This is a genomic window from Paractinoplanes atraurantiacus, from assembly GCF_900215205.1.
Lineage (GTDB): Bacteria > Actinomycetota > Actinomycetes > Mycobacteriales > Micromonosporaceae > Actinoplanes > Actinoplanes atraurantiacus.
In genome coordinates, this window is the sequence record NZ_OBDY01000001.1 from 259,473 (window position 1) to 279,443 (window position 19,971).

A 19,971-nucleotide genomic window follows, 5' to 3' on the forward strand; every position below is an offset into this window, starting at 1 on the left:
AGCGCAAGGAGACCACGGCATGACCGACAAGGGACTCGACCTGGCCGAAGTCGAGCGGATCGTCTACACCGCGCTGGCCGAGGACCTCGGTGACCCGCCGCGCGACGTCACCAGCGAGGCCACCATCCCCGGCGGCCAGGTGGACACCGCCGAGCTCGTCGCCCGGGCCGACGGCGTCGTCGCCGGCCTGCCGGTGGCGGCCCAGGTCTTCGCGGTCACCTCCGGCGGCACGGCCACCTTCGAGCAGCTGGTCGAGGAGGGCGCCCGGGTCACCCGCGGCGACGTCCTGGCCGTGATCACCGGGCCCACCCGGTCGCTGCTGACCGCCGAGCGCACCGCGCTCAACCTGATCAGCCGCATGTCCGGCGTGGCCACACACACCCGCCGCTGGGCCGACCTCCTCGAGGGCACCAAGGCCACCGTCCTCGACACCCGCAAGACCACTCCGGGCCTGCGAGCTCTGGAGAAGTACGCCGTACGGGCCGGCGGCGGCACCAACAAGCGCATGGGCCTCTACGACGTCGCGATGATCAAGGACAACCACAAGCTGGCGGCCGGGAGCATCACCGCCGCGTACCGGAAAGTCCGTGAGTCCTTCCCCGATGTCCCCGTCCAGGTCGAGGTCACCACGCTGGCCGAGGCCCGGGAGGCGGTCGAGGCCGGCGCCACCTTCCTGCTCTGCGACAACATGACCACCGAGGCCCTGCGCGAGGTCGTCGAGGCGGTCGGCGACCGGGCCGAGCTCGAGGCCACCGGCAACCTGACCCTGCGGACCGCCGAGGCGTACGCGGCCACCGGCGTCGACTACCTCTCGGTGGGCGCCCTGACCCACTCGTCGCCCATCCTGGACATCGCCCTGGACCTCCGCCCGCGCTGACCTGCGACCATGTATCTCAATAGCCGAATGTGGAAGGGACCGCACCGTGCTGCTCTGTATTGACATCGGTAACACGAACACGGTGCTGGCGACCTTCGACGGCGACAAGCTCGTGCACAACTGGCGGATCAAGACCGACGCCCGCTCCACCGCGGACGAGCTCGGCCTGATGTTCCGCGGGCTGCTGGCCGGCGACGCCGTGGAGATCACCGGGGTGGCGGCCTGCTCGACCGTGCCGGCCGCCCTGCGCAGCCTGCGCACCATGCTGGCCCGCTACTACGGCGACCTGCCCAACGTGATCGTCGAGCCGGGGGTGAAGACCGGCGTCCAGCTGGCCATCGACAACCCCAAGGAGGTCGGCGCCGACCGCGTGGTCAACACGCTGGCCGCGCACGCCCTCTACGGCGGACCGTCGATCGTGGTCGACTTCGGCACCACCACCAACTTCGACGTGATCAGCGCCAAGGGCGAGTTCCTGGGCGGCGCCTTCGCCCCCGGCATCGAGATCTCCTTCGACGCCCTGGCCGCCCGGGCCGCCCAGCTGCGCAAGGTCGAGCCGGCCAAGCCGAAATCGGTGATCGGCAAGAACACGGTCGAGTGCCTGCAGTCCGGCATGTACTTCGGCTTCGCCGGCCAGGTCGACGGCATCGTGTCCAAGATGATCGAGGAGATCGGGCCGGTCTCGGCCGTCATCGCCACCGGTGGCCTGGCCGGACTGGTCAAGGACGAGTGCCGGACGATCACCGCGTATGAGCCGATGATCACGCTGATCGGGCTGCGGATGGTATATGAGCGGAACGTCTGAGCGCGGCTGAGTAGGCTTTCAGGGCCCATGCAGCCCGTACAGAGAGTCGTGCCGTGACCGAGCAGAATGTGCCCGCAACTGACCCCGCCGAGGACCTACCCGAGCAGATGCGGGTCCGCCGGTCGAAGCGGGACCGGCTGCTCGCCGAGGGGATCGCGCCCTACCCCGTGACCGTGCCTCGGACGGCGACGCTCAAGGAGCTCCGCGAGAAGTACACCGATCTGCCGATCGACCACGCCACCGGCGACCAGGTCTCGATCACCGGCCGGATCATCTTCATCCGCAATGGCGGCAAGCTCTGCTTCGTCACCCTGCGCGACGGCGACGGGACCGAGCTGCAGGCCATGCTGTCCCTCGACAAGGTCGGCGAGGCCGCCCTGACCAGCTGGAAGCAGCTGGTCGACCTGGGCGACCTGGTCGGCGTCACCGGCGAGGTGATCACCAGCCGGCGCGGTGAGCTGTCCGTGCTGGCCGACACCTGGCAGATGAACGCCAAGGCGCTGCGCCCGCTCCCGGTCGCGCACAAGCCGCTCTCCGAGGAGACGCGCGTGCGCCAGCGGTATGTCGATCTCATCGTGCGGCCGCAGGCGCGCGAGACCGTGCGTACCCGCGCGACGGTCGTTCGCAGCCTTCGCGAGTCGCTGTTCCGCCGCGATTTCCTCGAGGTGGAAACGCCGATGTTGCAGTTGCTGCACGGCGGCGCCGCAGCCCGCCCATTTGTGACGCACAGCAACGCTCTCGACACCGATCTCTATCTGCGGATCGCGCCGGAACTGTTTTTGAAGCGGGCCGTCGTCGGCGGCATCGACCGCGTCTTCGAGATCAACCGCAACTTCCGCAATGAGGGTATGGACTCCACCCACTCGCCGGAGTTCGCGATGCTCGAGGCGTACCAGGCGTACGCCGACTACAACGTCATGCAGTCGCAGGTGCGCGAGTGGATTCAGGAAGCCGCGACCGCGGTCTCCGGATCGCATGTGGTGACCCACTTCGACGGCCGCGAGTTGGATCTCGGCGGCGAGTGGGCGACGGTCACCCTCTACGGTTCCCTCTCGGCCGCGCTCGGCGAAGAAGTCACGCCGGAGACCGATCTCGCGCAACTTCAGCGGTACGCGGAAAAGCACGACCTTTCCGTCGACCCGAAGTGGGGCCCGGGCAAGCTCGTCGAGGAGCTGTTCGAGCACCTGGTGCAGCACACGCTGCAGGAGCCGACATTTGTGCGGGATTATCCCGAAGAGACCGCTCCGCTCACCCGTGCACACCGCGAAACGCCCGGTCTCACGGAGAAGTGGGACCTCTACGTGATGGGCTTCGAGTTGGCCACCGCCTATTCCGAGCTCGTCGACCCGGTGGTCCAGCGCGATCGTCTGGTCGCGCAGTCGTTGCTCGCGGCCGGCGGCGATCCCGAGGCCATGCAGCTCGACGAGGATTTCCTCCGGGCGATGGAGTACGGAATGCCGCCGTCGGGCGGGATGGGAATGGGAATCGACCGGCTGTTGATGGCGCTCACCGGCCTCGGCATTCGGGAAACGATCCTGTTCCCGCTCGTGCGCCCCGAGTAACACCGTCACCGAAATGTTCTGACCGCCATTGACGCGCCGCGCCGCCCTGGCGTTATTGTCTGTGCGTTGCTTTAAGGGGAGAACCTGTGCTCGGGAGGATAGCGGCGCGTGGCCAAGCAGATCATTCACAAGCTGGTCGATGACCTCAGCGGAGGTGACGCCGACGAGACCGTGAAGTTCGCGCTCGACGGCATTCAGTACGAGATCGATCTCTCGGAGAAGAACGCGGCCAAATTGCGGGAGGTCTTCGAGCCGTACGTGACGTCCGGTTCCAAGGTCGCCCGGGGCGGCGTGGTCGTCGGCGGCCGAGCCGCCCGCGGCCGTGGCGGCGCGACGGCCGACCGGGAGCAGAACAAGGCGATCCGGGAGTGGGCCAAGAAGGCCGGCAAGGACATCTCCGACCGGGGCCGCATCCCCCAGGAGATCGTCGACGAGTTCCACACCAAGGGCCCCGGTAGGGCCTGAGAGGTCTCGAGAGGGCCCGTCGCGCGGTGCGCGGCGGGCCTTCTTCGTCTTTCGGTCGTTCTTCGGTGGGGATCGGTAGGGTTATCCACAGGCTCAGGGGTGTTGTCCACAGGCTGTGGACAGAGGTTTCCGGGGATTTCGCTGTCCGCGTAGACGTTCCACTGGGGGAACAGCCGCTGAGCGTGCGAAGTTGGCTAAATCAACGTTGCGGACGGTTTCAAGGGAGCACGAGGACCCGGCAAGACCACCCGGCGGCGATAGAGTAGTAACAGCACGGGCATCACCGATGCCGAGTGCGCTGGCCCCGCCAGTTCATTGGCGCACGGCACGTGAGGAGCACGAGGGCATGTTCGAGCGGTTCACCGACCGAGCGCGACGGGTTGTCGTCCTGGCCCAAGAAGAGGCCCGGATGCTCAACCACAACTACATCGGGACAGAGCACATCCTGCTCGGCCTGATCCACGAGGGCGAGGGCGTCGCCGCCAAGGCTCTGGAGAGCCTCGGCATCTCCCTGGAGGGAGTGCGGCAGCAGGTCGAGGAAATCATCGGCCAGGGTCAGCAGGCGCCGAGCGGGCACATCCCGTTCACGCCCCGCGCCAAGAAGGTTCTCGAGCTGTCGCTGCGCGAGGCGCTGCAGCTCGGCCACAACTACATCGGCACCGAGCACATCCTGCTCGGCCTGATCCGCGAGGGCGAGGGCGTCGCCGCCCAGGTGCTGGTCAAGCTCGGCGCCGACCTCAACCGGGTCCGCCAGCAGGTCATTCAGCTGCTCTCGGGCTACCAGGGCAAGGAGCCGGCCGCGGCCGGTGCGGCGGCGGGCGAGGCCGCGCCGTCGACCAGCCTGGTGCTCGACCAGTTCGGCCGCAACCTGACCCAGGCCGCCCGCGAGGGCAAGCTCGACCCGGTCATCGGGCGCGAGAAAGAGATCGAGCGGGTCATGCAGGTGCTGTCCCGCCGCACCAAGAACAACCCGGTGCTGATCGGCGAGCCCGGCGTCGGCAAGACCGCCGTCGTCGAGGGGCTGTCCCAGTCCATCGTCAAGGGCGAGGTGCCCGAGACGCTGAAGGACAAGCAGCTCTACACGCTCGACCTCGGCGCGCTGGTCGCCGGTTCCCGCTACCGCGGTGACTTCGAGGAGCGCCTCAAGAAGGTGCTCAAGGAGATCCGCACCCGCGGCGACATCATCCTGTTCATCGACGAGATCCACACCCTGGTGGGTGCGGGTGCCGCCGAGGGCGCGATCGACGCCGCCAGCATCCTCAAGCCGATGCTGGCCCGCGGCGAGCTGCAGACCATCGGCGCCACCACCCTCGACGAGTACCGCAAGCACCTGGAGAAGGACGCCGCTCTCGAGCGCCGCTTCCAGCCCATCCAGGTCGGCGAGCCGTCCCTGGCCCACACCATCGAGATCCTCAAGGGTCTCCGCGACCGGTACGAGGCGCACCACCGGATCAGCATCACCGACGCCGCCCTGGTGGCCGCGGCGACGCTGGCCGACCGGTACATCTCGGACCGCTTCCTGCCGGACAAGGCGATCGACCTGATCGACGAGGCCGGCGCCCGGATGCGCATCCGCCGGATGACCGCGCCGCCGGACCTGCGTGACTTCGACGAGCGCATCGCCCAGGTGCGGCGCGACAAGGAGTCCGCGATCGACGCGCAGGACTTCGAGCGGGCCGCCCAGCTGCGCGACAAGGAGAAGCAGCTGCTGGGCCAGAAGGCGCAGCGGGAGAAGGAGTGGAAGGCCGGCGACCTCGACGTCGTGTCCGAGGTCGACGACGAGCAGATCGCCGAGGTGCTGGGCAACTGGACCGGCATCCCGGTCTACAAGCTCACCGAGGAGGAGACCTCCCGGCTGCTGCGCATGGAGGACGAGCTCCACAAGCGCGTCATCGGCCAGGAGGACGCGGTCAAGGCGGTCTCCAAGGCGATCCGGCGTACCCGCGCCGGCCTGAAGGACCCGAAGCGCCCGTCCGGCTCGTTCATCTTCGCCGGCCCGTCCGGTGTCGGTAAGACCGAGCTGTCCAAGGCGCTGGCCGAGTTCCTCTTCGGCTCCGAGGACGCCCTGATCCAGCTCGACATGTCGGAGTTCCACGACCGGTACACGGTGTCCCGCCTCGTCGGTGCCCCTCCCGGCTACGTCGGCTACGACGAGGGTGGCCAGCTGACCGAGAAGGTCCGCCGCAAGCCGTTCTCGGTGGTCCTGTTCGACGAGATCGAAAAGGCCCACCCGGACGTCTTCAACACGCTGCTGCAGATCCTGGAGGACGGTCGCCTGACCGACGGCCAGGGCCGCATCGTCGACTTCAAAAACACCGTCATCATCCTCACCACCAACCTGGGCACGCGTGACGTGGCCAAGGCGGTGTCGCTGGGCTTCCAGGCCTCCGAGGCCGAGGAGTCCAACTACGAGCGGATGAAGGTCAAGGTCAACGACGAGCTGAAGCAGCACTTCCGCCCGGAGTTCCTCAACCGTATCGACGACACGATCGTCTTCCACCAGCTGCGCCAGAACGAGATCCTCGAGATCGTCGACATCTTCACCGCGCGGATCGAGTCTCAGCTCAAGAACAAGGACATGGGTCTGGAGCTGACCGACAACGCGAAGAAGTACCTGGCGAAGAAGGGCTTCGACCCGGTCCTGGGTGCCCGGCCGCTGCGCCGGACCATCCAGCGCGACCTGGAAGACGCGCTGTCGGAGCAGATCCTGTTCAACGAGCTGCGCCCCGGCCAGATCGTCGTGGTCGACTGCGAAGGCGACCCGGAGAACATCGAGCAGTCCAAGCTGGTCTTCCGTGGCGCCGACCGTGGCGTCTCGGTCCCCGACGCGGTGCCCGCCGACCTCGGCGCCACCGCCACCGAGGAGTAAGACCCGCTAGCAACGACCAACGGCCCGGCTGCTTTCGCAGCCGGGCCGTTGCGTATTTCGGTGGCCACACGCGCCGGCGGCGATCACCATGACGATCGTGAACTACCGAGAAGTCAGGGCGGTGTACGACGACACCACCATCACGGTCTACCAGGCGTACGCGGCGCCGATCGCCGATGCCGCGCTCCAAGCGGGCCGCTTCGTGCCGCCGTTCAAGCGCGAGCGGATGACGTGGATCAAGCCGTCGTTCCTGTGGATGATGTACCGCTGCGGCTGGGCCGAGAAGGAGGGCCAGGAGCGGGTGCTCGCCGTCTCGATCGACCGGGCCGGCTTCGAGTGGGCGTTGCGCCGGGCCGTACTGAGCCACTACGACCGCGCCCTGCACGCCGACAGTGCGCAGTGGAGCCGTGAGCTCAAGCGCAGCCCGGTGCGGGTGCAGTGGGACCCGGAGCGATCACTGCGCCTGGGCGAGCTGCCGTACCGGTCGTTGCAGGTCGGTCTGTCCGGCGAGGCCGTGGACAGATACGTGGACGAGTGGATCGCCGGGATCACGGAAGTGACCGCTCGCGCCCGCGAGATCCGGCAGCGCCTGACCGACGGCGACGAGCCGGCTGCGGCGGCGCTGCTTCCAGAGGAGCGAACCTACCCACTGCCCACGGACATCGCCGAGCGGCTCGGAGCGAGTTAGCTCGGCCTCAGGCCTGCCCCGCCCCTCCTGCCGACCATGGGCGCCCGTCCTCCGCGCCGGCCTCGTCCCCTTCCTTCGCGCCGGCCTTGGGGTTGTTCTCCGCGCCCTTCCTCCGCGCCAGCCTTGGCCCCTTCCTCCGCCAGCCTTAGCCCTTCCTCCGCGTCGGCTTTGGGCTCGTTCTTCGCGCCAGCTTTGGGGTCGCTGCGGGAGCGCTCGGGAAGGGGCGCGCGCCGGGCCGATTTGGGGGGCCGGTCCGGCCCGGCGCGCGCGGGATCAGGTGATCGGGCCGGCTCCGCCCGACGGGACGCCGAACGACGGGGTGCCGTCGGCGTTCCAGTTCAGGCGCTGGATGCGGGTGTGGCGGTTCGGGTCGTAGAGCGGATCGCCCGTGATGTCCCGGTAGTCGCGGGCGTGGTAGACCAGCACGTCGGTCACGCCGTCCTCGGCCACCGTGAACGAGTTGTGGCCGGGGCCGTACTGCGACGTCGCCGGGTTCGAGACGAAGACCGGATCCGGAGTCTTCGTCCACGACGCCCGGTTGAGCAGGTCGGCGTTGGCCGGGGCGGTGAGCAGCCCCATGCAATAGCGGGCGTCGGTGGCACTGGCCGAGAAGCTCAGAAAGACGCGGCCGTTGCGGATGATCACGGCCGGGCCCTCGTTGACCCGGTAGCCCTGGATCTCCCAGGGGCGGGTCGGCGTGGTGATCCGGGTCGGCTTCGTGGCCAGCGTCCACGGATTGCTCATCCGGGCGATGTAGAGGCTCGTGTTGACCGCGATCTCCGGCTCGCTCTGCGCCCACACCAGGTAGCGGCTCCCGCGGTGGGCGAAGGTCGTCGCGTCGAGCGTGAACCCGTCCCACTCGGTCTTCAGCTTCGTCTTGAGCTGCCAGCCGCTCGCGTCCAACGGGTCGGCCAGCGGCGACTCCAGCACGTAAGTGCGGATCCGGAAGACGTCGTCGGAGTCGCCGGCCGCGAAGTAGATGTACCAGCGGCCGTTGATCCGGTGCAGCTCCGGCGCCCAGATGTGCCCGGCCATCGTGCCGCTGGCCGGCCGCCGCCAGATCACGGTCTCCGGCGCCGACGACAAACCGGTCAAAGTGGAAGCTCCGCGCAGGGCGATCCGGTCGTACTCCGGCACCGATCCGGTGAAGTAGTACTTCCCGCCGGTCCGGGGCGTGATGAACGGATCGGCCCGCTGGGTGACCAGCGGCGCGGCCGGTGCGGCGGCCGACGCCGCCGAGGCCGACGACAGCCCGGCCAGCGTGGCCAGCCCGAGCGATCCGGTGAGCAGGGCTCGGCGGGACGTCATGCGGTCCTCCTCAGGCGCAGGAACGTGATCGAGTTGGCCGGGAACTCGCGGGTGAACGTGGAGCCCAGCCCGCGGACCGTCGACGTGACCGGCTGGATGGGCTCGGCGCTGCGGGTGTTCTGCTCGCCCGGGTCGCCGGCCAGCACGGTCATCCGCCCGGTCGGGGCGACCTTGATGCCGTCCAGGCCGACCTTCGTCAACGCCGGCTTGTCCTGCGCGTTGACGACCTTGACGATCAGATCACGACCGTCCTGGGTGATCACCTGGGCGAACGGCTCGGTGACCTTGTTGTCGTCGAAGCTTCCCCACACCTCACCGTCGCGGATCAGGGTCACCTTCGTACCCCGTACCTGAATGGTCAGGTTGTAGGTCTGCCCCGTGACCACCGAGTCCGGCCTGGTCAGCAGCTGCTCCTTGGCGTCGGCGCTGCCGGACGCCTTCTCGACCGCGCCCTGCGTGTTGTTCCAGCCGCCCAGGTTCCACCAGTACCAGGTGTCGGAGTCCTTGATCCCGAACGGGATGAGGAAGCCCTCGGCGCCGGCGGTCTTGGTCGCCTTCAGCGTGATGTCGTAGTCGGTGGCCGTGATGTCGGTGGCCGCGGCCACCATCGTGTTGGTCGCGGCGGTGTCCGACTGCACGTACGCGCCGTCCTGCACCGCCCAGGTGCCGCGGTTGCTCAGCGACGTCCAGCCGTTCGCGTCGCCGTCGGCGAAGTCGTCGCTGAACAGCACCGTGCCGTCGGTGCCGGTGACCTTGACGTCGTCGTAGCGGGCGGCGGTGGCCCAGGTGGACAGTCCGACGCGCCCGGCGATCGGCTTGGGCTGCACGACCGCGCCGGTGACGGACGAGGGCACCACCCGGTCGCCGACGTTGTTCATGAACAGCTTCTGCGTCTGGTAGCTCGTGGTGCCCCACGACTCGTCGGCGTCGAACCAGATCAGGTCGGGCCGCCACTGCACATGGTCGATGTTGGCCAGCAGCGGCGCGTACGACGCCATCTTGACCACGTCGGCGTTGCGCTCGAGACCGGTCATGTACGCGGCCTCGGCCAGCGAGTTGGCGAACTTGGCGTCCTGCGACGCGTACTCACCGAGGAAGACCTTCGGTCCATTTCGGTCGTACGCGTTGTAGCGCGCGTTGTTCTGCAGGAACCAGGACGGGCTGTTGTAGTAGTGCTCGTCCACCATGTCCGATTTCGCATCCCGGTTGAGCTGCCACAACCGGTCGAAGGTGGCTCCCTGGTCGTCGGGCCCCGAGTTTCCGATAACCGTGATTTGGGGGTACGCAGCCTTGATCGCGTCCCGGAACTTCAGATAGTTCGCGAAGTACGCGTCGGGCAGGTTCTCCTCGTTGCCGACCGCGATCATGCTCAGCCCGAACGGCTTCGGGTGGCCCATCCGCGCTCGCAGCTTGCCCCACGTCGAGGTGACCGGCCCGTTGGCGAACTCGATCAGGTCGAGGGTGTCCTGGATGTGCCGCTGGAGCAGGGCCGGGTCGTCGGTGGCGCGGTTCTGGCCGCAGCCGGTGACCAGCGCCGGCACGACGGGCAGGGGAGCGGCGCCGATGTCTTCGGCGAACTGGAAGTACTCGTAGTAGCCGAGGCCGTAGCTCTGGTTGTAGCCCCAGAAGTTGGCGTTGGTGGCGCGGGTCTCGACTGGCCCGACCGTGTCCTTCCACTGATACGAGCGAGCGCGCGGATATCCGGACGCGGCGTCATATCCGTACATGCTGCCGGTGTTGACCAGGCAGCCGCCCGGAAAGCGGACGAAGCCCGGATCGAGCGCGGCGATCTTCGTGGCCAGGTCGGTGCGCAGCCCGTGCCCCTTGAACGTCTTCCGCGGAAAGAGCGACACCATGTCCAATTTGACCGGCCCGCTGCTCTCCACTTTCAGCGTCGCCGCGTCGGTGGTCGTCGTCGCCCGGAACGATCCGCTGTACTTGGCCCAGCCGTTGGCCCCGCTACTTCGGACATTTACGATTTGCCGGGCGGCGCCGAGTGTAATGGTCAAACGTGTGGCGGCGTCGGCCCGCGCCCAAACGGAGAAGTCGTAAAAGTCGCCCAGGACGGTAGCGAAGGGCGAGCTGGTCGCACTGCCATTCAGATCGAGATATGTCCGGTTGCGCTCATTGAGTCGCGCCTCGTCGTCGGTGGCCGAGGCGGCGCCGGTGACGGTCCAGCCGGTGAGCCCGTTGTAGGCCGCGTTGTCGGCGGGGGAGAACTCGAACGACCGGTTCCGGATGAGCTCCGCGTAGAGGCCGCCGTCCGCGGCCCAGTTGATGTCCTCGAAGAAGACGCCGTACATCGAGTCACTGATCTCGGCGCCCCGGGTCGAGGCGTCGACGGTGATCGTGTAGTCGGGTGAGGCAGCCGGCGGCGCTCCCACTAGCGGTAGAGCCACCAGCGCGACAAGCGCACCGGCGAAGAGGCGCGGCATAGATGACCCTCTCTGTTCACGTAAACAGCACGGCACACGTAATACCTTGACGACTATCTATGTGAACGTTAACCCTAGCGGTAACACAACCGAAATGTCAGGAGCCTCGAAGCATGAGATTCAAGAGCCTCACCGCCCTCACCGCCGTGGCCGCGGTCCTCGCCGCCTCCCTCGTCGCGGCCGAGCCCGCGCTCGCCTACCCGGGCCCCGGCGTGGTCACCGGAAGCGTCAACGTCCACGACCCCGGCATGATCAAGAAGCCGGACGGCACCTACCTGATAGCCCACACCGGCAACAACATCTCGCTCAAGACGTCGACCGACCGCGCCGCGTTCCGCGACGCCGGGGTCGCGTTCCCCAACGGCGCGTCGTGGACCACGTCGTACACCGGCGGCAGCGCCAACCTGTGGGCGCCGGACGTGTCGTACCGCAACGGCCGCTATTACATGTACTACTCGGCCTCGACCTTCGGCTCGAACCGCTCGGCGATCTTCCTGGCCACCAGCACGACCGGCGCCGCCGGCTCCTGGACCAACCAGGGCCTGGTCATCGAGTCACGCACCACCGACAACTTCAACGCGATCGACCCCAACCTGTACGTCGACTCGTCCGGCCGCTGGTGGCTGTCGTTCGGCTCGTTCTGGAGCGGCATCAAACAGGTGCAGCTGAACGCCTCCACCGGCAAGCGCCTCGACAGCACGATCCGCTCCCTGGCCGGCCGCGGCGGCGGCGCGATCGAGGCCCCGTTCCTCTTCCGGCACGGCTCGTACTACTACCTGGCCGTCTCGTTCGACCTCTGCTGCCGGGGCGCCTCGAGCACCTACCGCATCATGGTCGGCCGTTCGACGAGCCCGACCGGCCCGTTCACCGACCGCAACGGCACCGCCATGACCAGCGGCGGCGGCACCGAGATCCTGGCCGGCCAGGGCAGCATCCACGGCCCGGGAGGCCAGTCCGTCTTCACCGACACCGACGCCGACGTCCTCGCCTACCACTACTACGCCGACAACGGCACCGCCCGCCTCGGCATCAACTTGCTGGCGTACGACTCGGCGGGCTGGCCCTACGTCTATTAGTCCCCGACACGGACCCCGCCCTCCCAAAGGGGGCCCCCATCCTGCACAAAATCATCCCGTAAAACGGCAAGATCGTGCCGGCGGCCTGTGGACAACCCGATGCTGTGGACAAGCGGCGCCTACAAGGTCTGTACCTCGAACGAGTCGCCGGCCAGCACGAATGACGCAGTTCCGAACGGTTCCACCAAGCCGTCCTCGACCAGGCCGGACAACGCCCGGGCCCGCTGCACCTCGTCGGTCCAGACGAGATCGAGGCGTTGCTGAGGGACCGGGCCGGTCGCGTGGCGCAGGACCTCCAGGAGCAGGCCGCGCACCTGGCGGTCCGTGCCCGCGTACGTCTGCCTCTTGCGGCTCGGGCCCTCCAGCGGCGGGGAGCCGTCCAGGCGCCAGGCGCAGACCTTCTCGAACGGGCACGACGGGCAGCGCGGGGAACGGGCCGTGCACACGATCGCGCCCAGCTCCATGAACGCGATGCTCGCCCGGGCCGCGACCGCCGGGGAAGCAGGCAGCAGCTCCTCCATCGCCGCCAGGTCGGCCGCCGTGGTGGCCGGGCCGGCGTCCGGCTTGCCCTCGACCGCTCGGGACACGACCCGGCGGACGTTCGTGTCGACGACCGGGTGGCGCTGACCGTACGCGAACGTCGCCACCGCCCGGCCCGTGTAGGTGCCGACGCCGGGCAGGGCGAGCAGCTGATCGAGATCGGACGGGACGTCCCCGCCGTGCCTTTCGACCATCGCCACCGCGCAGGCGTGCAGCCTCATCGCCCGGCGGGGGTAGCCGAGCCGGCCCCACATGCGGATCGCCTCCGACGGCGGGTCGGCGGCGAGGGCGGCCGGTGTCGGCCAGCGGGTCATCCAGGCGTGCCAGGCGGGCTCCACCCGTACGACCGGGGTCTGCTGGAGCATCACCTCACTGACCAGCACCCCCCACGGGGTCGTGTCGGGTTGCCGCCAGGGCAGATCGCGGGCGTTGGCGTCGTACCAGGCGATGGCGTCTTCGGCGAGAGTCATGGCAGGTCTTACTGTAGGTGAGTGCATGAGCTGGCCATCACAGTGATCGGGCCGGACCGTCCCGGCATCGTCGCCGACGTGTCCGAGGCGCTGGCCGCGGTCGGCGCCAACCTGACCGACTCCACCATGACGCGCCTGCGCGGTCACTTCACCATGACGCTGATCTGCACCGGTCCGGCTTCGGCCGAGGCCGAGGCCGCCCTCGGCTCACTGAAGGACGTGGTCACCCAGGTGCGTTCGGTTTCCCCCGAGTCGTACGGGGTGAAGGACGGCGAACCGTGGGTGGTGAGCGTCCACGGTGCCGACCGGCTCGGCATAGTCGCCGCCGTGACGCGGGTCGTGGCCGCGGCCGGCGGGAACATCACCGACCTGTCGACCCGCCTCGCCGGGACCCTGTACGTGCTGGTCGCCGAGGTCGACCTCCCGCCCGCGGCCGGCGACGAGCTGGCCCAGCAGCTGGCCGTGGCCGCCGCCGAGCTGGGCGTCGACGTGACCCTGCGCCAGGCCGAGCCGGAGATCCTGTGATCGCTTGGGCCGGCCCCGACGGCCGCGTGCTTCCCGTCGTCACCGCCCCGGCGCCGGTGCTGGGCGCCGTCGGCGACGAGGTCGACCCGACGTCGCCGGAGGTGGTCCGGCTGGCCGCCGATCTGGTCGCCACCATGCGGGTCTCGCCGGGCTGTGTCGGGCTGGCCGCGCCGCAGGTCGGCGTCGGCGCGCAGGTCTTCTGCGTCGATGTGACCGGCCATCCGAAGGCGTCCACGGTGCATGGCGCGTTCGTCCTCTGCAACGCCAAGGTCATCGAGGCCAGCCGCTGGAAGGCCGGTCGTGAGGGCTGCATGTCGGTGCCCGATCTGACCGGCGACGTGAAGCGGGCGGGCCGGGTCGTCGTCTCCGCGATGCTGCCGGGCAGTGGCGAGCCGGTGACCGTCACGACCGACGCGTTCGAGGCGCGGGCGCTGCAACACGAGATCGACCACTGCGACGGAAAGCTTTTTCTCGATCGGGTCGCCGGGGCGCACGCCATCTACCAGCGCAAGGTCTATCTATAACGACACAGCCGTGAGTCGGTGTCGCATACCCCGGCGCGTCGCGGCCTTCGTCTGTGCCGTCCGGGTTTACGGTGACCCCACTATGCGATCGACGGTTGGTCCCCTTCCTTCCGCCGTCTACTGGCGGCGTCGTGCGGTCGTGCTGGGCGCTGTCCTGCTCGGCATCATCGTGCTGTTCGTTTCCTGTTCCGGCAACGACGACAAGGGCAACCCCAAGGGCACCTCGTCGTCGCAGCTGCCGACACCGGCGCCGGCGTCCGCGCCGACCACCGAGCCGTCGTTCCTGGACGGCGCCACCGGCGGCGGCCCGTCCCTGCCGGCTCCGGGTGACGTCGAGTCGCAGCAGCCGGGCCAACAGCCGCAGCCCACCACCGCCACGGCGACCGGCCCGACGTTGCCGGCGAACACGGCGGCCAACGGCGGCCAGAACGCGAACGGCGGCCAGAACGCGAACGTCAACGCCCCGACCGACGCGACCTGCACCGACACCGAGATGTCGGTGACGCCCGTTCCGGCGCAGACGCAGCTCAAGCGGGGCAACGCCGTTCAGATAGAGCTCAAGATAAAGAACACCGGCACCCGCACCTGCTCGCGCGACGTCGGCGCCGACCCGCAGGAGCTGTACATCGACTCGGGCGCCCAGAAGTACTGGTCGTCGGACACGTGCAGCACCGCCAAGGGCAGCGACGTCCGTCAGCTGACCGCGGGCCAGGAGCTCAACTACAAGGTGACGTGGAACGGCCGCCAGTCGAGCAGCTGCTCCGGCGGCGCCGCCTCGGGCCCGAACCCGCCGCCCGGCACGTTCGAGCTCCGCGGCCGCCTGGGCACCCTGGTCAGCCAGCCGGTGACTCTCACCATCACGTCCTAAGTGGTCGCAGCTCTCGAGCTGTACCTGGACGTCGACGCGACCAGACGGGTACGGACGTTGTGGCGCGCCCTCGAGGAGGAGGGCGTGCCCACTTTGGCGTCGCTGCTGAACGACAAGCACCGCCCGCACGTCTCCCTGGCCGCCGCGCGCACGCTGCCCCCGTCGGCCGTGGTGTCAGCCCTGTCCGACATGACGGTCGCCCGCCCGCTCACCTTGCACCTGGATTTCGTCGGCCAGTTCGTGGGCCGGGTGCTGTGGTTGGGCGTGACCCCGACGGCCGAGCTGCTGGACCACCATCGCCAGGTCCACGAGAGGCTGGCGGCGGCCGGCGTGGAGACCTGGGACCTCTACCGCCCCGGCAAGTGGGTCCCGCACTGCACGGTCTCGATGCGCGTCCCCAACCCGGTGATGGCCCCCGCCATCCGCCGCTGCCTGGAGATGCTCCCTTTGACGGCCACGGTCACCGGCGCCTCAGTCACCGACCACGCGAACGACATCGCCGAGCCGCTGCCCTGACGCGACCACGCAGGCCGGCCCGCGCGGGATGGGCTCAGTCGGGAAGGGGCCCGGCGTGCCGGTCAGACGTAGCGTTCGAGGATTGAGGCCTCGGCCAGGCGGGAGAGGCCCTCGCGGACGCCGCGGGCTCGGGCGTCGCCCACCCCGTCGACGGCCTGGAGGTCTTCCACCGTGGCGCCCAGCAGACGCTGGAGGCTGCCGAAGTGGTCGACCAGGCGGTCGACGATCTGGGTGGGCAGGCGCGGGACCTTGGCCAGCAGGCGGAAGCCTCGGGGGGAGACCGCCGCGTCCAGCGCGTCGGAGGCGCCCGGATATCCGATGGCCTTGGCCACCGCCACCAGGTCGATCATCTCGGTGGCGGTGAGCAGGTCGAGCTCGACCAGTGCCTCGTCCAGCGTGCGGGCCTTGCGGCCGCTCGGCAGGTAGTCGCGGATGACCAGGGTGCGGTCGGAGTCGACGCCGGCCATCAGCTCGTCGAGCTGGAGGGCCAGCAGGCGGCCGTCGGTGCCGAGCTCGACCACGTAGCCCGAGATCTCGTCGGCGATGCGGCGGACCATCTCGAGGCGCTGCACGACCGCCACGGCGTCACGCACCGTGACCAGGTCTTCGATCTCGAGCGCGGACAGGGTGCCGGACACCTCGTCGAGGCGGAGCTTGTAGCGCTCCAGGGTCGCCAGGGCCTGGTTGGCCCGCGACAGGATGGCCGCCGAGTCGTCGAGGACGTGGCGCTGCCCGTTCACGTACAGCCCGATGATGCGCATCGACTGGCTCACCGAGATGACCGGGAAGCCGGACTGCTTGGCCACCCGCTCGGCCGTCCGGTGCCTCGTGCCGGACTCCTCGGACGGGATGGACGGGTCGGGCATGAGGTGGACGGCGGCCCGGACGATGCGGGTGCCGTCGCTGGAGAGCACCACCGCGCCGTCCATCTTGCACAGCTCGCGCAGGCGGGTGGCCGAGAACTCGACGTCGAGCGGGAAGCCGCCGGTGCAGATCGTCTCGACGACGGCGTCGTAGCCGAGAACGATGAGCGCGCCGGTGCGGCCGCGCAGGATGCGCTCGAGGCCGTCGCGCAGGGCCGTGCCGGGCGCCATCAGCGCCAGATTGGCGCGGAGCGGGTCGGCGGTCACCCCGCCGCCGGTGAGGCCGGTGCTGGGAGTGGTCGCCGCACGATGAGCCGCACCGTTGACGCCGGGTCGTGGCGACGGAGAGGCGGCGGCGGGCTTGGAACCATCGCGGTCGAGCGGCACCTGTACATTCTACGGACCCTCTTCCAGGTCAACGAGGCGTGGTTCGATGAATCACCGACGGTCACCACCGTGGGCGGCCGAAGCCCGGGCCGCGGACTGCAGCGCGGACCGCAGGTCGGCCACCTCGATGACCTCCATGCCCTTGAGCGAGCCGCTGCTCTCGGGCGCGCAACCGGGCGGCACCAGCGCCACCTTGAAGCCGAGCCGGGACGCCTCGGCCAGGCGCCGGCCGACCGCGCCGACCCGCCTGATCTCGCCGGTCAGGCCGACCTCGCCGATCGCCACCAGGTGGGGCGCCATGGCCAGGTCGAGGCCGCCGGAGGCGACGGCCAGGGCCATCGCCAGGTCGGCCGACGGCTCGGTGAGCCGGATGCCGCCGACGGTCGCGGCGAAGACCTCGCGGTTGTAGAGCTTGAGCTGCTTGGTGCGGCGCTCGAGCACGGCCAGCACCATGGCCAGCCGGGCGCTGTCGAGGCCCGACACCGTGCGCCGGGGCGAGCCCTGCACCTCGGCCCCGATCAGCGCCTGCACCTCGGTGACCAGGGCGCGGCGGCCCTCCATGGCCACGGTCACGCAGGTGCCGGGCACGGGCTCGGCATAACGCGTGAGGAACAGCCCGGACGGGTCGGGGAGGCTGGCGATGCCGCCCTCGTGCATCTCGAAGCAGCCGACCTCGTCGGCCGCGCCAAAGCGGTTCTTGACGCCGCGGACCAGGCGCAGCGACGAATGCTTGTCGCCCTCGAAGTGGAGCACCACGTCGACCAGGTGCTCCAGCACGCGCGGGCCGGCGACCTGGCCGTCCTTGGTGACGTGGCCGACCAGGACGGTGGCGATGCCGCGCTCCTTGGCCACGCCGACCAGAGCGGCGGTGACCGCGCGGACCTGGGTGACGCCGCCGGGCACGCCCTCGGTGCCGGGGGCGGAGATGGTCTGCACCGAGTCGAGCACGAGCAGGCCGGGCTTGACCGCGTCGAGGTGGCCCATGACCGCGGAGAGATCACTCTCGGAGGCCAGGTAGAGCTTTTCGTGCAGGGCGCCGAGCCGCTCGGCCCGCAGGCGGACCTGGCTGACCGATTCCTCGCCACTGACCACGAGGGACGCGGAGCCCGAGTGGGCCGCCCACTGCTGGGCGACGTCGAGCAGCAGTGTGGACTTGCCCACACCGGGCTCGCCGGCCAGCAGCACCACCGCGCCCGGCACCAGGCCGCCGCCGAGCACCCGGTCGAGCTCGCCGACGTTTGTCGGCACGGCCTTGGCCGGGGCGGCGCTGATCTGGGCGATCGGGCGGGCCGGCTCGGCCGGCATGCGGGAGCTGACCACCCGGCCCGCGCCGAGCGGTGTGGTCACCGTGGACTCGATGACCGAGCCCCACTCGCCGCACTCGGGGCACCGGCCGAGCCATTTCGGCGGCTGGTGCCCGCAGGCGTCGCAGACGTAAGCGGGACGAGACGCTTTAGCGGCCGAGCGGGTCGAAGATGTCACCCCGCCAAGTTAGCTGGCGGGTATGACATTTACTCCTCGGTGTTCTCGTGCTCGTCGACCGCCGGGCCCCGCGAGGCCGGCGACAGCGGCACCTGGAACGGCGCCTCCACCTGCAGGGGCTGCGAGTTGCCGCTGACCTCGAAGGTCACGGCCAGCGAGGTGCCCGGAGAGAGCTTGCCGCTGAGCCCGAGGGCCAGCACCTTCTGCTCGTCCTCGGGGAGGAAGGTGGCGCTGCTCAGCGCCGGGATGGTGATCTGGGCCGGCTCGACCTGCGGCTGCGCGGGCTCGCTGGGCGCGCTCGGCACGGTGCCGGAGGCGGGCGACGGCGCGCTGGCGTCGGCCGACGGCACGCCACCGGGCTGCTCGTCCTGCGACGCGCGGCTGCCGGAGGGCTCCGGGTTGGGCGCGGGCGAGGCCGCGGCGGCGCCGCCGGTCAGGCCGATCTGCTGCGCCGAGACGACGTTGTTCGTCGAGTCCTGCGGCGGCGTGCTGCTGATCGAGACCTGGATCGACGACGTGGTCGTGTTGTACAGGCTCAGCTCGAGCTGCGCGCTCTCACCGGCCGCATAACCCTCGGGGCTGTTGTAGACCACCTGGAGATTGCGGATCTCGAGGCGCCCGTCGGGGCTCTGCGTGTTGAGGCCCGAGATGGGCGTCTTCAGAATGGCGGTCTCGGCGACCTGGCCGGCCGAGCAGCCGGTCAGCGCCATCACGGCGACCGTGGCGACACCCGCGGCCAGTGCGACGCGGCGGGTTCCCAGCGAGCGCATCACGATCCTCCAAGAAAAGAACACCAAAGGGCGTAAGCCCCAGCCTAGAGGTCGCGGATCGGCCACGTGCGCCGACCCGTCCATTCACACCACCCGGCCGCTGAAGATCAGCAGCAGAACGTCGATCAGGGCGACCACGATGACCGCCCGGAACATGGCCACCGCCCGTCCCGAGGCGCGCGTCATGGCGTACCACCCAAGCGGCAGGACCACGACGGAGGCGCAGGCCGCCGCCCAGCCCGCCCACGACGGAGGCCCGGCGGGCCCGAAGACCAGCGTGAGGGTCGCGGCGAGAAGGAGCACCGCGGCCGCGATGGAAGATCCGGTGGCGCCTAGCACATGTGGCAGTCCTCGCACCCCGGTTTCGGCATCGTCGGCCAGATCGGGCAGCACATTGGCGAAATGCGCGCCGCCACCCAGCAACGCTCCGGCCGCGACGAGCCAGACGGGTGGCGCCGGATGGCCCGGCAGCGCGACCACCACGAAGGCCGGCAGCAGCCCGAACGCCACCAGATAGGGCACCACCGAGAACACCGTGGACTTCAGCGGCCAGTCGTAAAGCAGAGCGAAAATGCCGACCAGCGAGATGAGAATCGCCGGCCACAGTCCGAACGGAAGGCCCAGGAAGGGTATGGCCAAAGAGGCGATCAAACCCGCGGTTCCGACTGTACGGCGACTGACCGCACCCGACGCGACGGGCTTGTCCCGCCGGCCCGCGCGGCGGTCGCGGTCGGCGTCGAGCCAGTCGTTGACCCATCCGACGGACAGCTGGGTGGCGCCCACCGCGAGGAAGACGCCGAGGATGGCCCAGCCGCGATGACCAGCGCCGATCGCCAGCAGGGTCATGGCCACCGTCACCGCCCCGCCGGGTTCCGGATGTGACGATTTGATCAACGCGAGAGCGCGGGACATGAAAGCAGTGTGGTGGTTGGGCCGGATGC

The 19,971-nt window shown here is 69.5% G+C and carries 18 protein-coding genes; 11 read left to right on the forward strand and 7 right to left on the reverse strand.

Going from position 1 to position 19,971, the window contains the following annotated elements; all coding sequences use genetic code 11:
- The first annotated feature begins 19 nt into the window (after positions 1-19).
- From nadC to CRP55_RS01185, 6 genes are all read left to right on the forward strand, one after another.
- Positions 20-877: a carboxylating nicotinate-nucleotide diphosphorylase gene (gene nadC / locus CRP55_RS01160; protein ID WP_097317569.1), complete on the forward strand. Its 858-nt coding sequence runs from the start codon at positions 20-22 to the stop codon at positions 875-877.
- Between the two features lie 46 nt (positions 878-923).
- Positions 924-1,682: a type III pantothenate kinase gene (locus CRP55_RS01165; protein WP_097317570.1), complete on the forward strand. Its 759-nt coding sequence runs from the start codon at positions 924-926 to the stop codon at positions 1,680-1,682.
- Between the two features lie 53 nt (positions 1,683-1,735).
- Entirely contained in the window at positions 1,736-3,244 is a 1,509-nt protein-coding gene (lysS, locus tag CRP55_RS01170) for a lysine--tRNA ligase (RefSeq protein WP_097317571.1), read from the forward strand.
- Between the two features lie 108 nt (positions 3,245-3,352).
- Complete coding sequence (locus tag CRP55_RS01175; RefSeq protein WP_097317572.1) at positions 3,353-3,709, forward strand: histone-like nucleoid-structuring protein Lsr2; 357 nt, start codon at positions 3,353-3,355, stop codon at positions 3,707-3,709.
- A gap of 346 nt (positions 3,710-4,055) precedes the next feature.
- Entirely contained in the window at positions 4,056-6,578 is a 2,523-nt protein-coding gene (locus tag CRP55_RS01180; protein ID WP_097317573.1) for an ATP-dependent Clp protease ATP-binding subunit, read from the forward strand.
- A gap of 88 nt (positions 6,579-6,666) precedes the next feature.
- Positions 6,667-7,266 (forward strand): DUF4291 domain-containing protein, encoded by a 600-nt coding sequence (locus CRP55_RS01185; RefSeq protein WP_097317574.1) that lies wholly within the window; start codon positions 6,667-6,669, stop codon positions 7,264-7,266.
- A 273-nt stretch (positions 7,267-7,539) separates the two neighbouring features.
- Here the strand turns inward: CRP55_RS01185 and CRP55_RS01190 are convergent, their stop codons facing one another.
- Positions 7,540-8,574, reverse strand: a complete 1,035-nt coding sequence (locus tag CRP55_RS01190; RefSeq protein WP_097317575.1) for a glycoside hydrolase family 43 protein — start codon at positions 8,572-8,574, stop codon at positions 7,540-7,542.
- Positions 8,571-11,009, reverse strand: coding sequence for an alpha-L-arabinofuranosidase family protein (locus CRP55_RS01195; protein WP_097317576.1), 2,439 nt, complete (start codon positions 11,007-11,009; stop codon positions 8,571-8,573). The genes CRP55_RS01190 and CRP55_RS01195 overlap by 4 nt, the downstream gene beginning before the upstream one ends.
- 113 nt (positions 11,010-11,122) lie before the next feature.
- Here CRP55_RS01195 and CRP55_RS01200 point away from each other — a divergent pair, with 113 nt between their 5' ends.
- Positions 11,123-12,085 (forward strand): arabinan endo-1,5-alpha-L-arabinosidase, encoded by a 963-nt coding sequence (locus CRP55_RS01200; RefSeq protein ID WP_097317577.1) that lies wholly within the window; start codon positions 11,123-11,125, stop codon positions 12,083-12,085.
- Between the two features lie 119 nt (positions 12,086-12,204).
- Here CRP55_RS01200 and CRP55_RS01205 read toward each other — a convergent pair whose 3' ends face one another.
- Positions 12,205-13,095, reverse strand: a complete 891-nt coding sequence (locus tag CRP55_RS01205) for an HhH-GPD family protein (RefSeq protein ID WP_097317578.1) — start codon at positions 13,093-13,095, stop codon at positions 12,205-12,207.
- Positions 13,096-13,116: 21 nt separating this feature from the next.
- On the opposite strand from CRP55_RS01205, the gene CRP55_RS01210 reads away from it, so the two are divergent.
- From CRP55_RS01210 to CRP55_RS01225, 4 genes are all read left to right on the forward strand, one after another.
- Positions 13,117-13,620 (forward strand): glycine cleavage system transcriptional repressor, encoded by a 504-nt coding sequence (locus CRP55_RS01210; RefSeq protein ID WP_097317579.1) that lies wholly within the window; start codon positions 13,117-13,119, stop codon positions 13,618-13,620.
- Positions 13,617-14,144 (forward strand): peptide deformylase, encoded by a 528-nt coding sequence (locus CRP55_RS01215; protein ID WP_097317580.1) that lies wholly within the window; start codon positions 13,617-13,619, stop codon positions 14,142-14,144. The genes CRP55_RS01210 and CRP55_RS01215 overlap by 4 nt, the downstream gene beginning before the upstream one ends.
- A gap of 82 nt (positions 14,145-14,226) precedes the next feature.
- The gene (locus tag CRP55_RS01220) at positions 14,227-15,012 is read left to right on the forward strand and encodes an adhesin (protein WP_097317581.1); all 786 of its coding nucleotides are present in this window, start codon (positions 14,227-14,229) and stop codon (positions 15,010-15,012) included.
- Positions 15,013-15,528, forward strand: a complete 516-nt coding sequence (locus CRP55_RS01225) for a 2'-5' RNA ligase family protein (protein ID WP_097317582.1) — start codon at positions 15,013-15,015, stop codon at positions 15,526-15,528.
- Positions 15,529-15,590: 62 nt separating this feature from the next.
- On the opposite strand, the gene disA is transcribed toward CRP55_RS01225, so the two are convergent.
- The 4 genes from disA to CRP55_RS01245 all read right to left on the reverse strand — a co-directional run bounded on the left by disA (position 15,591) and on the right by CRP55_RS01245 (position 19,942).
- Positions 15,591-16,778: a DNA integrity scanning diadenylate cyclase DisA gene (gene disA / locus CRP55_RS01230; RefSeq protein ID WP_097317583.1), complete on the reverse strand. Its 1,188-nt coding sequence runs from the start codon at positions 16,776-16,778 to the stop codon at positions 15,591-15,593.
- A 51-nt stretch (positions 16,779-16,829) separates the two neighbouring features.
- Positions 16,830-18,260, reverse strand: a complete 1,431-nt coding sequence (gene radA / locus CRP55_RS01235; protein ID WP_097317584.1) for a DNA repair protein RadA — start codon at positions 18,258-18,260, stop codon at positions 16,830-16,832.
- Between the two features lie 29 nt (positions 18,261-18,289).
- Positions 18,290-19,030, reverse strand: coding sequence for a hypothetical protein (locus CRP55_RS01240; RefSeq protein ID WP_097317585.1), 741 nt, complete (start codon positions 19,028-19,030; stop codon positions 18,290-18,292).
- Positions 19,031-19,114: 84 nt separating this feature from the next.
- A complete protein-coding gene (locus CRP55_RS01245; RefSeq protein ID WP_097318666.1) occupies positions 19,115-19,942 on the reverse strand; it encodes a UbiA family prenyltransferase in 828 nt (275 codons plus the stop codon).
- Between the last annotated feature and the right edge of the window lie 29 nt (positions 19,943-19,971).

Coding starts and splice junctions, on each gene's coding strand:
- nadC (WP_097317569.1), top strand. CDS start 20: ATGACCGACAAGGGACTCGACCTGGCCGAAGTCGAGCGGATCGTCTAC.
- CRP55_RS01180 (WP_097317573.1), top strand. CDS start 4,056: ATGTTCGAGCGGTTCACCGACCGAGCGCGACGGGTTGTCGTCCTGGCC.
- CRP55_RS01185 (WP_097317574.1), top strand. CDS start 6,667: ATGACGATCGTGAACTACCGAGAAGTCAGGGCGGTGTACGACGACACC.
- CRP55_RS01190 (WP_097317575.1), bottom strand. CDS start 8,574: ATGACGTCCCGCCGAGCCCTGCTCACCGGATCGCTCGGGCTGGCCACG.
- CRP55_RS01195 (WP_097317576.1), bottom strand. CDS start 11,009: ATGCCGCGCCTCTTCGCCGGTGCGCTTGTCGCGCTGGTGGCTCTACCG.
- CRP55_RS01200 (WP_097317577.1), top strand. CDS start 11,123: ATGAGATTCAAGAGCCTCACCGCCCTCACCGCCGTGGCCGCGGTCCTC.
- CRP55_RS01205 (WP_097317578.1), bottom strand. CDS start 13,095: ATGACTCTCGCCGAAGACGCCATCGCCTGGTACGACGCCAACGCCCGC.
- CRP55_RS01220 (WP_097317581.1), top strand. CDS start 14,227: ATGCGATCGACGGTTGGTCCCCTTCCTTCCGCCGTCTACTGGCGGCGT.
- CRP55_RS01240 (WP_097317585.1), bottom strand. CDS start 19,030: ATGCGCTCGCTGGGAACCCGCCGCGTCGCACTGGCCGCGGGTGTCGCC.
- CRP55_RS01245 (WP_097318666.1), bottom strand. CDS start 19,942: ATGTCCCGCGCTCTCGCGTTGATCAAATCGTCACATCCGGAACCCGGC.